The sequence below is a fragment of the Promicromonospora sp. NPDC023987 genome (assembly GCF_040639055.1).
Classification (GTDB): domain Bacteria; phylum Actinomycetota; class Actinomycetes; order Actinomycetales; family Cellulomonadaceae; genus Promicromonospora.
The window spans coordinates 1-12571 of record NZ_JBEZZF010000105.1 but is presented as its reverse complement, the minus strand read 5'-3'; the positions used below and the strand labels follow the sequence as shown (position 1 = coordinate 12571).

Here is a 12571-nt window from a genome sequence, read left to right as displayed (position 1 = left end):
GAGAATATTTATTTGCAGCCAACGGGGTATTCCCTTCAGTTAATCCCAAGAATTATATCTTGGGGCCAACTGTCCGAAAAACCCCGGGCGCCTCATGGGCCGCCAGAGTCGCCGTTCCCCGCAGCAGGATTTCCTCCCGTCTGCACCGTTCGCGCCAGGTCACCGTAGGTCCCATACCCACGTACTCGATGTTCAGGTCGCCTTGGGCGCGATGGCATAGTGACCGAACCGCGCCCAGGCCACGAAACCAGCGAGCGCCCCTATCAACACCGTCTGCGCCACCAGGGCGTACTCGCCGATGATGATGTTCGTAATGGTCGCTCCGATCATCGTCACGACAAGACCGCTGGCGGCGATGGGGGTGAGTCGCGGCAGGATTCTGGTGGCGGCCGGGGCGATCAATCCCACGGTCCCGAGCACTTCCGCGACACCCGCGATGCGCAACAGGACGACGGGCACACCTTCGGTCATCGATTCCAGGTCAGTGGTCGACACGACCAGCTTCAAAAAGGCCAATACCGAGGAACGCCAGCGCCAACAGCGCCGAGACGATCCACACTGTGATCTTTATCGTTGAAGCACCTCCCGGTTGGTTGTCATGCTGTTACGACTACTGCACGCCCGGGGTTCTCATCGCAGATGCGGTCACGACGTCGGCCGGTCTGCTCAGGCCAGGGGTAACTCGTTGCCCTCCAGATCGGCCATCACGACGAATCCGCCGCTCATGGCGACCGCGTTCGTGGCCTGACAGTGCGAGTCGATGCCGTCCCGCAAAGGATGGGCTACTGCAACAAGTCGATCATGCTCGGTCGTGGACCAGCGCCAGGCGTTGAGCTGCGGGTCGCTATCCAAGTGGTGCGTCGTCGTCTCGGCGATGAGTTCCGCGAGCCCGCGGAGTCTGAACTGTCGGCCGGCGTAACTTGCCACCGGTGTCTGGGGTCCGCGGACTGCCGCTCACCCCCGACGACTTCCTGCGCTGACGGCGGGATCCGGGGGTTCGGCGTTCGGTGACCCGGGGCCAGGTGAAACGGGGCCCGGCGACACGGGATCCGGCGGCCCGGGGTCCTGTGGCGCCGGATACCGCACGGCTGCGGGAAAGCAGCGCAGCAGTGCGGCGAGCCGCGCGGTATCGCCCGCCACCTCGGTGTCTGCCCGCTCGACGGCGTCGTGCAGCGCCGCACCGGCGAACACCAGATCGCGCAATGTCGCCGCCTCCGGCACGGTCAGCCACGCATCGGGTTCGGCGTGCTCACCGCGGTCCAACTCGAGGCGCCCGCCCGCAACGGTGATGCGGAACCGGTCGCCCGCGACGTCCAGCTGGCAGCGCAGCGACAGCTCACCCGCCAGTGCCGGATCGAAGGTCGCGCGCAGAGCGAACAGCAGCGCGTCGACGCTCAGTTCCGCCGCGCCGTCCTCGGGCAGCGGTGCGCGGCTGCCCCAGTGGGCGAGCGCGCGGAGCACGGGCTCCAGTTCCTGCCCGCGCTCGGTGAGTTCGTACACGGCGGCGGGCGCAGGCGGTCCCAGGCGCCTTCGCCGCACCAGGCCGTCGGCTTCGAGCTCGCGTAACCGCTGCGCGAGGACGTTCTGGCTCATCTGCGGCAGCCCGCGGTGCAGGTCGGAGTAGCGCTTCGGGCCGAAGACCAGTTCCCGCACGACGAGCAACGCCCACCGCTCGCCGACCGCGTTCAGCGCTCGCGCGATGCCGCAGGGGTCGTCGAACATCCTTTTCTTGCTCATGCACCCGAGTGTACTTGCACAACAGGTGTGGATGCTCCTACATTAGGAGTGTGAATACTGTGACATTCGCCGACGGCACCGTCATCGGCTACACACGGCACAGCGACGGGCCCCCGATGATCCTGGTCGGCGGCGGTCTCGACGACGGAACGGAGAACGCCCCACTCGCCGAGGCGCTGGCCGCGCACCGTGCTCAACTAATCCGTTCGGAACACCGAGAGAAGGTGTCGACCCCATGGGAAAGCTCGCGATCGAGACGAGCGGGTTGAAGAAGAGCTTCGGCAAGACCCACGCGGTCGCCGGTGTGGACCTGGCTGTGAGCGCTGGGGGCGTGTACGGCGTGCTCGGTCCGAACGGGGCGGGCAAGACCACCGCGATCCGCATGCTGGCCACGCTCCTGCGCCCTGACGCCGGAGAGGCGCAAGTGCTCGGCTACGACGTCGTGCGTGACGCCCGGGCGGTGCGGAGCAGGGTGGGCCTCACCGGGCAGTTCGCGTCGGTCGACGAGGACCTCACCGGGGTGGAGAACCTGTTGCTGCTCGCCAGGCTGCTCGGCTACTCACGCCGCCGAGGCAGGGAGCGGGCGGCCGACCTGCTCGACGCGTTCGGTCTTGCCGAGGCGGCCGACCGGCAGGTGAAGAAGTACTCCGGCGGGATGCGCCGGCGCATCGACATCGCGGCGAGCCTGGTCGTCACCCCCGAACTGATCTTCCTCGACGAGCCCACGACCGGGCTCGACCCGCGCAGCAGGAACCAGGTCTGGGAGATCGTCAGGGGCATGGTCGCAGAGGGCACCACCGTGTTGCTGACCACGCAGTACCTCGACGAGGCCGACCAGCTGGCCGACCGGATAGCGGTGATCGACCACGGGAAGGTGGTCGCCGAGGGCTCGAGCGGCCAGCTCAAGGCATCGGTCGGCGCCGGCTCGCTGCACGTACGGCTACGTGCGCCCGAGCAGCGGGCCGAGGCCGAACGGGTCCTCGCCGGCGTCCTCGAGGTGCCGGTCGAGCCCTCCGCTGACCCGGCCGCGCTGTCCGCAAGGATCTCCGACCCCGAACGGGTCGCCCGTTCCCTGGCCGAACTGTCCCGCAGCGGCATCGACGTCACCGAGTTCGCGCTCGGTCAGCCGAGCCTGGACGAGGTGTTCCTCGCCCTGACCGGACACGCCGCCGAGAAGACACCCGAGGAGGATGCCGCATGAATGCCACGTCCGCGGAGCAGGCGTCGGCGCCGGTCACCGAGGACGCGCTGCGCAGTGTGCTGTCGGCCGGCGAGCGGCCGTCTCGCCCCGGTCCGGTGAGCACCTCGTTGACATTCGGCTGGCGCGCTTTGCTGAAGATCAAACACGTGCCCGAGCAGCTCGTCGACGTGACCATGTTCCCGATCATGTTCACGCTGATGTTCACCTACCTGTTCGGTGGCGCGCTCGCCGGATCGACACAGGCGTACCTGCAGTTCCTACTGCCCGGCATCCTGGTGCAGGCGAACGTCATGATCACCATGAACACCGGCATCACGCTGAACACCGACATCCAGAAGGGGGTGTTCGACAGGTTCAGGTCACTTCCGGTGTGGCGACCATCCCCGCTGGTCGGCGCCCTGCTCGGCGATCTGGTGCGCTACTCGATCGGGTCGGCGATCGTGATCACGCTCGGCCTGGTCCTAGGGTTCCGGCCGGAGGGTGGCGCCGTCGGGGTAGTGCTCTCGGTGGTGCTGCTGCTGGTGTTCTCGTTCTGCCTGTCGTGGCTGTGGACGATGCTCAGCCTGATCCTGCGCACGCCGAACTCGGTGGCGGGGGTCAGCATGATGGTGATGTTCCCGCTGACGTTCGTGAGCAACATCTTCGTGGACCCGAAGACGATGCCCGGGTGGTTGCAGGCGGTCGTCGAGGTCAACCCGATCACCCACCTGGCGACCGTGGTACGCGGCCTGATGCACGGCTCGGTGCCCGCCGGGGAGATCGGCTGGGTGCTCGTCTCGTCCGTACTTCTCGTCGCGGTGTTCGGTCCCATCACCATGGTCCTCTACCGCAACAAGAAGTAGATGCCGCTGCCGCGAGCACTTGGTCGAAATCAACTCCGACAACCCGGCCCACTCGGCCAACGCCATCACCGGTACCAAGTCCGGAACTCCCGAAACCGGCCCGAAGTGCAAGTGACGGAGGGGGCAGCCCACGTAACTCAATCCTGGTCGACATGCTCCGACGGTGACGACCACGCATCGAGAAATGGAGAGAAGCAGTGAACGAGATGACACTTCGTGTGACGTCCGCCGACGGTACGAGGATCGCCTACGACCGAAAAGGCACTGGCCCGGCGGTGATCCTCGTCGGCGGCACCCTAGACGACGGCGCAGAGAACGCGCCGCTGGCCCGGCTCCTTGCCAACCATTTCACGGTCTACAACTACGCACGACGCGGCCGGGGCGCCAGCGGAAATACACCGCCGTACTCCTTGGCACGGGAGGTGGAAGACCTCGACGCGCTGATTGCGACAGCCGGCGGCTCAGCTCACGTGTACGGCGCCTCATCTGGCGGCGCCCTCGCGCTGGAGGCAGCAGCGGCAGGTTCGGCGATCGACAAGATCGCGGTGTGGGATGTGCCGTACGCGATCGGGGACGACCTGCGGCCGAGGTTCAACCAGTACCTCGCGGACACCCACGAGGCCTACAAAGCCGGCCGGGACGAGGAACTCCTGGAACTGTTCGTGAGGCTTACCGGCGGACCCGACGCGGACATCGCGGCTGGCAAACAACACCCGCTCTGGGCCTCGTCCGTCGCGCTCGCCCACACGCTCGTCAAGGACGCCGTGGTCCTCAATGACTACAACATCCCCACGAACCGACTTGCCCGCATCACTCAGTCGGTCCTGGTGACCACCGAGGGTCCGATCACCGAGCCCCAGATGGCGGGCCTCCCGACCGACTTCTTCGACCGCGCCGCGAAAGCGATAGCCGCTGCCACCCCCCAGACCGAACGACACACGCTCGACGGGCAGGGACACGTCGTCGCCCCCGAACTCATGGCCCGTGTACTGAAGACGTTCTTCAACCAGTAACCCGTCGACTGATCAGGTCGCGACCGTGGGTCGCTTCGGAACGCAGGCCCATCGGCCACGTCAGCATCGGTCGGTGAGCGGCGACTCCTGAGTTCCGGAGTCTCGCCGCGTGTTGGCGCGAACGCGATCTGCACGCCTGCGATCCCTTCCCCATGACGGGTGCGCCGATGACGCGGACCTTGCCGCGAGCTCGTCTGGGCAGCCAGCGCACGGATTCACCCCGGGAAGTCGTCACGACGCCAGCAGCGAACTAAGCCTGCGTGCAGAAAGGCGCCTCCCGGGAGATCAAGCCGCTCTCGCCCCAGGATCACCCTGACATCGCTGCCGCGCTGGAGGTCGTCGACCTCGAAGAAGGAGCGGCGTCCGTGAACGCGGGCGACATGACCTCTTAAGGTTCCGGGGTCATGCGGGACAAGATGGGGACACGACAAGGAGAGACGATGAGCGAGCTGACCACCACGCAGCCGCCTGGCACACCGACCTGGATCGACCTGGGCATCCCGGATCTCGACCGAGCGATGACCTTCTACGGCGCGTTGTTCGGTTGGGAGTTCGATGTGGGACCGGCGGAGTACGGCCACTACACCCAGTGCTTGCTACGGGGCAGACCCGTCGCGGCCATCAGGCCGAACCCCGATCCCGACGCCACGGACTTCTGGTGGAACGTCTACTTCGCGACGGATGACTGTGACGCCGCGGCCGCCCGAGCGCGGGACGCGGGCGGCTCGATCATCACCGGTCCGATGGACGTGCTGGACTGGGGCGGACGGCGATCATCAAGGACACCACCGGTGCGCAGTGTGGACTGTGGCAGGCCGGTGCCCACATCGGCTGCGAGATCGTCAACGAGCCGAACGCCCTGCTCCACAACGACCTGGTCATCGCGGAGCCCGGGCCCGCGCGCGACTTCTACGTCGCGGTCTTCGGCTACACGTTGGATGCCAACCCGGACATGCCCGAGCTCGACTTCACGATCCTGCGCAGACCGGATGGCCACGAGATCGGCGGCATCGCCGGTGACCCAAAGGCCACGAAGTCCCGTTGGGGGACCTTGTTCCAGGTGGACGACGCCGATGCGGCGGCGCGGCGATGACGAGCTGAACCGGCGGTCAGCATAGCCACTTTCTTGAATCATCAAGTTTGAGAGGAATCGCAATGAACATTGCACTGTGGATCGTGGCCGGACTGCTCGCGTTGGCCTTCCTGGGAGCGGGAGTCACCAAGCTCGTCACACCGAGGACGAAGCTCTACGACAAGGGCATGACGTACGTCGAGGAGTTCTCCGACGCCCAGATCAGGACGATCGGCACCCTCGAGATCCTCGGCGCGATCGGCTTGATTGCTCCCGCGTTCATTTCGTGGGCGACGTGGCTGGTCCCGACTGCGGCAACTGGTCTGCTCCTGACGATGATCGGCGCGATCGTCGTGCACGTCCGACGCAAGGAGCAGTTCATTCCGCCGCTCGTGCTCGGCCTGCTCGCGGCGTTCGTCGCGGCCGGCAGGTTCTGGATCGAGACGTTCTAGGGTTTCGCCAGCCGCGCGGCAGGACCCAACCGGTGCGTAGTGTGAACCGGCACCAACCGTGCCCGCCTCGGCCTCGACCAGGCGCTGGCCGTGGTCCGGGTCGGCGACACCTTGGTCGTCCCGAAACTCGACCGGCTGGCCCGCTCTGAGGCGCAGGCCCTTACCAAGGAGTTCATCGACAGCCGGGCCGACTCGATGTCCCCTTCCAGGTCGTGACGCCACAGCAGGTGGAACAAGGCCGGGAGCGTCAAAACCGGGTCGCCGAGTGCTCTGGCTACCTCCCAAGGGGCACCGGGAGTCTCGTCATCTCGGACACCCGCGGCAGCAGGTCCGACCTGGCGCAGCGTGTATGACGGTAGCCCGCGAGCCAGCGGAGGTTCTCCGCCAGCACAGGCGCCGGTCGGCCGAGCCTGCGGTAGCTCCAGCCGACCAGTGAGCACGCCTGCGCCGTGGCCCTGAAAACGAAGGCATCGTCGCCCACAAGTTCGTCGGGACGAATGTCGACCACGGTGGCCGAGCCGTCAGCGTTCCGGACGAAGTAGTCCGGCGCGTGGCGGCGCGGACCGTTGTCCGTCTCCACCGCTACGCAGAACGGCTGCGAAGCGATCCTCACGACTGCCCTGGCGTAATCCAGGAGCATGACGTGGTCACGCTCGAGCCACGACTCGAAGCCGACATGGCTGCGCGTGGTCGCGCACCACCACGCGCCGGTGAAGTTCCGCTGCCCCTTGTACTGGACCACGTCTCGCACCGGCGGCAGCGCCTCGAACGGTCGCGCCCACGCGTCCGACAGATCCTCTGTAACCTGCTTCGCTTCCACCGTCCGGTACGAGAGCGGTACTCCGAGACGGCGCGGCACAGCGGCGAGGGCCGGTGATCCGCGGGTGAGCACACCCAGACGTTAAATGGCGGAAGTCGACGAAGAGACAAGTTAAGTGACCGAAGTGCCAAGTTAGATGGCGAAGGACACCTGAGGTGAGGACGGGACGTTCGCACCGCCGCGCCCGATGTTCTTCGTGCTCACCATGTGCTCATACAACCCAGTTCTGGGCGAACCTTCGAGCGCTTAACCGGCTTGTTTGTACCATCCATGGGGCTAGTACGCACCCGCTTCAGGAAAGCGGGTGCGTACTTTGCGAGGCGCCGAGTAGGAGTAGTATTGCGTTCCGACTGGTACTACTACGACATGGTGAGACTGACGGAGCGGAGAACGACGTGCGGGACAAGGAACGGGTCTTCCAGGCTGCCGAGACGCTGACGGCGGAGGGCGCCGCGGTCACGGTGACGAACGTGCGCGAGCGCGCCGGCTGCTCCAACGCCGCCGCGACGAGGTACCTGCGGGAGTGGCGGGACGCCCAGGCGGCGGAGAACGAGGCCCGGTCGGCGCTCCCCGATCTGCCTCCGGCGGTCACGGCGCTGGTGGATCGGGGCCTCGACGCCCTGTGGGGTGCGGCGGTCGAAGTGGCCCGGTCCGAGCACGAGGCTGCGGCCGCCGCGCAGGACGAGGCGCTGACCGCCGTCGTCGGGGAGGCGGACGCCCTGGCTGCGCGCGTGGACGAGGCCGACGCGGAGCTCGCGCAGTGCCGTGCGGTGCTCGAACAGGCGCGCGAGCACGTCCGCTCCGCGGAGGAGGAGCGCACGGCCGCGGAGAAGGAACGGGCGGACGCCGTCGCGGCGTCGGCGCGTCTCGAGGGTGACGTTGCGGCGGCACGGCAGGCACTCGACGCGGTGCGGGACGAGCTCGACCAGGAGCGGGCCGCCTCGGCGTCGGCCGAACGCGGCCGGTCCGACGCCGAGGCGGCCCGCGCGCAGGCGGACGGTGCTGCGGTCGGGCTGCGGGAGTCCCTGGCCGACGTGCGTGGGGCGCTCGAGGCCGCGCGGAACGAGCTCGCTCAGGCGAACCGGGATCGCGCCGACGCCGCGGCGGCCCGGTCGGCCGCGGAAGCGTCGGTCGCCCGGCTCGAGGGCGAGCTGTCCGCACTGCGTGAGGGGCTGGAGTCGGCCCGGGCGCAGGCTGCCGAGTCGGAGCGTGCGCGCGTGGTCGCTCTGGCCGCGCAGTCGCAGGCCGAGGGAACGGCGGCCGGGCTGCGGGAGGCGTTGGCAGCAGCCGGGACGACGGCGGCCGACCGGTCGAGCCGCGAGGTGCCTACCGAGGTGTCGGGCGGCTGACGCGGCGCCGGCGCCCCGGGGTGCACCAGGGCGCCGCAGTGTCAGTGAGTGGTGCTGTGATGGCCTGATGAACCTTCGAGGATTCGCCACCATCAACTACTGGGCCGACGACGTCGCCGCGGCCGCCGCCTGGTACACCGAGCTGCTCGGTGTCGAGCCGTACTTCCAGCGTCCCGGCCCGGACGGTGCACCTGCCTACGCCGAGTTCCGGATCGGTGACAACGAGGCCGAGCTCGGAATCGTGAGCCGTGCGTTCGCGCCGCCGGGTCTGCCCGCCGAGCCGGCAGGGGCGCTGATGTACTGGCACGTCGACGACCTGGAGGGCATGGTGGCGCGCCTGCTGGAGCTGGGCGCCACCGAGTTCCAGCCCGTCACCGCGCGCGGCGACCTCGGTTTCGTCACCGCCTCGGTGGTGGACCCGTTCGGCAACGTGCTCGGGGTGATGTACAACCCGCACTACGTCGAGCAGCTCGGGTCCCGGCGGTAGACCCGCCTCGAGATCAGGCGTCGTCGCGGGGTGTGTAGAGCATGACCCAGTGGTCTCGTTCCGGGTCGTGCAGGAGCTCGATGTCGAAGCTGACCCGGCCGTAGGTGGAGTGGTGCAGCTGTTTGGTCGCCGACCGCGGCGCGATGACCTCACCGCGCTCCCAGTAGTCGCGGAAGACCGGGCTGGTAGCGGTGAGCTCCGCGAGCATGCTGCGGAGGTAGCCGTCCTCGGGGTATCGGCTCAGCGCGGTGCGCAGCTCAGCGGCCGCGACGCGCAGGAACTGCTCAGCACTGTCACCGAGCAGGTCGGTGAGGACGGTGGTCGCGAAAGCCTGGTAAGCGAGGTTGCGCGCGAAGGGGCCGGTCCCGTCAGCGGGCGGCAGCAGCTCAGCTGCGCGCTTGTTGCGGGCCAGGAGGTCGAGCCGACCGTCATGGACCGTGACCGGCATCGTCTCGTCCAGTCCCTTGAGCATCCGCAGCAGGCCAGGGCGGACGACCGAGCCGGGGGTGGGTAGCTCAGGCGGAGACTCGCCTCCCAGCCGGAACAGGTGGCCGCGCTCCGGCCCTGTCAGAGCGAAGCCTTGCGCCAGAGCCGTGAGGATCTCACGCGACGGTCGAGGAGCTTTGCCCTGTTCCAGACGGGTGTAGTACTCCACGGAGATCCCCGTCAGATCGGCCATCTCCTGCCTGCGGAGCCCTGCCACCCGCCGCCGGGAACTTCTGGGTTGACCGTGCAGGTCCGGCGGCGTCATCGCCGCCCTGCGCTGTCTCAAGTAGTGCGCCAGACCGCTCCGATCATTGCTCGCCATGGGCCCATTCTTCCCCAGGACGCACACCTCCTTCCTCCGTGGTGACCCTGGCAGTACCAGTTTCAGCGCGGCATTCCTCCATGTCGCGGAGCCTTGCATCCTCGATGGTGTACCGCTTTCCGCGGCACCAGAACCATCGGAGGAGATATGACCGGTACAGCGAGCACCCGCTCGACGCTGGAGACTGCCAAGGAATTCATCAGGGCCGTCGAGGCGAAGGACATCGACGCCGTCGAGGACACCCTCAGGGAGGACGCCGAGCAGCTCTTCATGCACTCCAACGTGGTGACCAGCGACCAGGGTGCCGCGGACATCATCGCCGGTCGTCGCAGGGGTCTCTGCGTCGCAGACGTGAGCGGCAGGGAGGAGGTACTCGGGTACACCAGGGGCATCTTCGACAAGTTCGACCCGCTGGTCTGGCGCAACCACCGGTGGACCGGCAGCCCCGCCGGCCGCGAGGTCTTCTTCCTCGGCACCGGTGACATGGCCGTCGCCCGCACCGGCGCGCCCTACCGCAACACCTACCTGACTCGGTTCGACGTCACCGACGGCAAGATCGTGCGCATGGCCGAGTACGGCAACGTGATGCTGTACGCCCGGCTGGGCGTCCGCCCCAACCACGCCGAGCTCCGGTCACTTCTCCGGGCCGTCAGGCGCATGCTCTCGCTGACGCGGTCCTCTCGATCCGGCCGATAGCCAGGGGGCAGGAAGAAGCACCGGGACAGCCGCCATGCTCCCCCGTTAGGTTGCCTGCGTGACTTCTGCATCCTTGACCTCCGCGCCAGAGATCATCAACGCACTGCTCGACCTGACCGCCTGGGCGGTGTTCGACGTCGACCCGGAGGGCCGCATCCTCGCCGGGAACGACGAGTCCGGCAGCATGCAGCTCGTCGAGATCGCGCCCGACGGCGTCCGGACCCAGCTCACCGCGCTGCCGTCCCGCTGCTCCGGCCGCTACGTCCCGGGCACGCGCCGCGTGCTGGTGCAGCACGACAACGGAGGCGACGAGCAGACGCAGCTCAGCCTGCTCGACCTCGCGGCGTCGGACGCATCGGTCGCCTCCCTGCCGGCGCACCTCCCCGACCGCCTGCCCGCGACGGTCGAGCAGCTCACGCCCCTGGTCCACGACCCCGATCACAAGCACGACCTCGCCGACGTCTCGGCCGACTCCGTGGTCTACCTGACCAACCGGCGTGACGGCGTCGAGTTCGACCTGGTCGTCCACGACCTGGCGACCGGCGCGGAGACCACGCTGTACGACGGCGGCGGGTACCTCGCGGCCGCCGTCGCCTCCCACGACCGGCGCTCCGTCGCGATCACGGTGCTCAGCAGCCAGCCACGCTCGACGCAGATCCTTCTCGCACGAGACGGCACCGCACGTGGCGACACCGTGGAAGGCGGCACCGTGGACGGCGTCGCGGTCCAGGCCGGTACAGCCGACGGCAGCTCCGGTCAGCAGACCGTCGCGCTCACCGCCCCGGACGAGCACGCCCATCACTCGCAGGTCGCCTGGTCCACGGGCGACGAAGCGCTGATCATGTCGTCGGACCACGACCGCGAGTTCGCCGCGGTCGTCCGGGTCAGCCCTGGAGCCCCAGCCGCCCCCGGCAGCGGCGCCGACCCGAGCGGCCCCGCCGGACAGAGCAGTCCCGGCCACACCGTCTGGCAGACCCTCGTCGAGGCCGACGACCACGACCTCGAAGTCGTCCTCTCCCCCGACGGCACAGCGATGGTCGTAGGCCATCACCAGGACGGCGTCACCTCCCTGGCCGTGCACGAGTCCGACGGCACCCACCGCTGTGCCGTCACCCTGCCCGACGCCGGGATGCCCACCGTCGTCTGGGCCCCGGACTCCTCCCGCTTCGCCGTGCATCTCACCACCTCCGGCGACCCCGGCTCCGTCCACCTCGTCGACGCCGCCACCGGCAACGCCACCACAGTGGTCGACGGGCGCGCTCAGGTGCCCGCCGGACTGGCCATCTCGCTACCCACCGTGCACCGCGTACCCACCCCGGACGGCGAGCAGGTGCCCTGCTTCGTGTATCGCCCCGCACCCGGCCCAGCCCTCGCCGGCGCCTCCGTCCTCGTCGTCCACGGCGGCCCGGAGGGCGAAGCCACCCGCGTCTTCTCCCCCGTCATCCAGGCGCTCGCCGCCGCCGGGCTCACCGTGCTCGTCCCCAACGTCCGCGGCTCCGCCGGATACGGCAAGCGCTGGGTCAGCCTCGACGACGTCCACAAGCGCCTCGACTCGGTCGCCGACCTCGCCGCCCTGCACGCCTGGCTGCCCGACCTCGGTCTCGACCCCGAACGCAGCGCGCTCTGGGGCGGCTCCTACGGCGGCTACATGGTCCTGGCCGGCACCACCATGCAGCCCGACCTGTGGGCCGCCGGCGTCGACATCGTCGGCATGTCGTCGCTCGTCACCTTCCTCGAGAACACCTCCGAGTACCGACGCGCCGCCCGCGAGCGCGAGTACGGCAGCCTCGAGCACGACCGCGACCTCCTCGTCACCGCGTCCCCCATCACCTACCTCGAGCAGCTCCGCGCACCGCTCTTCGTGATCCACGGCGCCAACGACCCCCGCGTCCCGCTCTCTGAGGCGGAACAGATCGCCGCGGCGCTCGCGGACCGGGGTATCCGGCACGAGCTGCGGGTGTACGACGACGAGGGCCACGGTCTTGCCAAGCGCGCCAATCGGAAGGACGCGTACCCGGCCGCCATCGAGTTTCTCACCGAGATCCTGGGGCGTTGAGAACCGTCGTGCGGCCCTGACTCGACGTACCAGGTACG

14 protein-coding genes and 2 pseudogenes are annotated in these 12571 nt (G+C 68.4%); 11 read left to right on the top strand and 5 right to left on the bottom strand.

From position 1 onward, the window contains the following. Positions 1 to 192: 192 nt before the first annotated feature. The 3 genes from AB0F40_RS26095 to AB0F40_RS26085 form a co-directional block, all read right to left on the bottom strand. Positions 193 to 507: a DoxX family protein gene (locus tag AB0F40_RS26095; protein WP_357474861.1), complete on the bottom strand. Its 315-nt coding sequence runs from the start codon at positions 505 to 507 to the stop codon at positions 193 to 195. A 159-nt stretch (positions 508 to 666) separates the two neighbouring features. Then, the gene (locus tag AB0F40_RS26090; RefSeq protein WP_357474859.1) at positions 667 to 927 is read right to left on the bottom strand and encodes a hypothetical protein; all 261 of its coding nucleotides are present in this window, start codon (positions 925 to 927) and stop codon (positions 667 to 669) included. Between the two features lie 27 nt (positions 928 to 954). Next, the gene (locus AB0F40_RS26085; protein WP_357474856.1) at positions 955 to 1722 is read right to left on the bottom strand and encodes a winged helix-turn-helix transcriptional regulator; all 768 of its coding nucleotides are present in this window, start codon (positions 1720 to 1722) and stop codon (positions 955 to 957) included. A gap of 250 nt (positions 1723 to 1972) precedes the next feature. Here AB0F40_RS26085 and AB0F40_RS26080 point away from each other — a divergent pair, with 250 nt between their 5' ends. From AB0F40_RS26080 to AB0F40_RS26050, 7 genes and pseudogenes are all read left to right on the top strand, one after another. Next, entirely contained in the window at positions 1973 to 2938 is a 966-nt protein-coding gene (locus AB0F40_RS26080) for an ATP-binding cassette domain-containing protein (protein ID WP_357474853.1), read from the top strand. After that, positions 2935 to 3780 carry an ABC transporter permease gene (locus tag AB0F40_RS26075; RefSeq protein WP_357474851.1) on the top strand — a complete coding sequence of 282 codons (846 nt, stop codon included), beginning with the start codon at positions 2935 to 2937 and terminating at the stop codon, positions 3778 to 3780. Before AB0F40_RS26080 ends, AB0F40_RS26075 begins: the two co-directional genes overlap by 4 nt. Before the next feature lie 206 nt (positions 3781 to 3986). Next, the gene (locus AB0F40_RS26070) at positions 3987 to 4793 is read left to right on the top strand and encodes an alpha/beta fold hydrolase (RefSeq protein ID WP_357474864.1); all 807 of its coding nucleotides are present in this window, start codon (positions 3987 to 3989) and stop codon (positions 4791 to 4793) included. 404 nt (positions 4794 to 5197) lie between these two features. Next, a pseudogene (locus tag AB0F40_RS26065) lies at positions 5198 to 5542 on the top strand (VOC family protein); the annotation flags it as partial. A gap of 203 nt (positions 5543 to 5745) precedes the next feature. After that, on the top strand, positions 5746 to 5886 hold the full coding sequence (locus tag AB0F40_RS26060; RefSeq protein WP_357474867.1) for a hypothetical protein: 141 nt from the start codon (positions 5746 to 5748) through the stop codon (positions 5884 to 5886). Positions 5887 to 5948: 62 nt separating this feature from the next. Beyond that, complete coding sequence (locus AB0F40_RS26055) at positions 5949 to 6317, top strand: DoxX family protein (protein WP_357474848.1); 369 nt, start codon at positions 5949 to 5951, stop codon at positions 6315 to 6317. A gap of 45 nt (positions 6318 to 6362) precedes the next feature. Next, positions 6363 to 6488, top strand: a pseudogene (locus AB0F40_RS26050) (recombinase family protein); the annotation flags it as partial. A 103-nt stretch (positions 6489 to 6591) separates the two neighbouring features. On the opposite strand, the gene AB0F40_RS26045 reads toward AB0F40_RS26050, so the two are convergent. Continuing rightward, positions 6592 to 7137: a TnsA-like heteromeric transposase endonuclease subunit gene (locus tag AB0F40_RS26045; protein WP_357474845.1), complete on the bottom strand. Its 546-nt coding sequence runs from the start codon at positions 7135 to 7137 to the stop codon at positions 6592 to 6594. A 395-nt stretch (positions 7138 to 7532) separates the two neighbouring features. Here AB0F40_RS26045 and AB0F40_RS26040 point away from each other — a divergent pair, with 395 nt between their 5' ends. Both AB0F40_RS26040 and AB0F40_RS26035 read left to right on the top strand, forming a co-directional pair. Further along, the gene (locus tag AB0F40_RS26040) at positions 7533 to 8486 is read left to right on the top strand and encodes a DNA-binding protein (protein ID WP_357474842.1); all 954 of its coding nucleotides are present in this window, start codon (positions 7533 to 7535) and stop codon (positions 8484 to 8486) included. 67 nt (positions 8487 to 8553) lie between these two features. Beyond that, positions 8554 to 8973, top strand: coding sequence for a VOC family protein (locus AB0F40_RS26035; protein WP_357474839.1), 420 nt, complete (start codon positions 8554 to 8556; stop codon positions 8971 to 8973). A gap of 13 nt (positions 8974 to 8986) precedes the next feature. Here the strand turns inward: AB0F40_RS26035 and AB0F40_RS26030 are convergent, their stop codons facing one another. After that, positions 8987 to 9781 (bottom strand): helix-turn-helix transcriptional regulator, encoded by a 795-nt coding sequence (locus tag AB0F40_RS26030; protein ID WP_357474836.1) that lies wholly within the window; start codon positions 9779 to 9781, stop codon positions 8987 to 8989. Between the two features lie 147 nt (positions 9782 to 9928). On the opposite strand from AB0F40_RS26030, the gene AB0F40_RS26025 reads away from it, so the two are divergent. Then, entirely contained in the window at positions 9929 to 10477 is a 549-nt protein-coding gene (locus AB0F40_RS26025; protein WP_357474833.1) for a nuclear transport factor 2 family protein, read from the top strand. A gap of 58 nt (positions 10478 to 10535) precedes the next feature. After that, a complete protein-coding gene (locus tag AB0F40_RS26020) occupies positions 10536 to 12533 on the top strand; it encodes an alpha/beta fold hydrolase (RefSeq protein ID WP_357474830.1) in 1998 nt (665 codons plus the stop codon). Positions 12534 to 12571 lie beyond the last annotated feature (38 nt).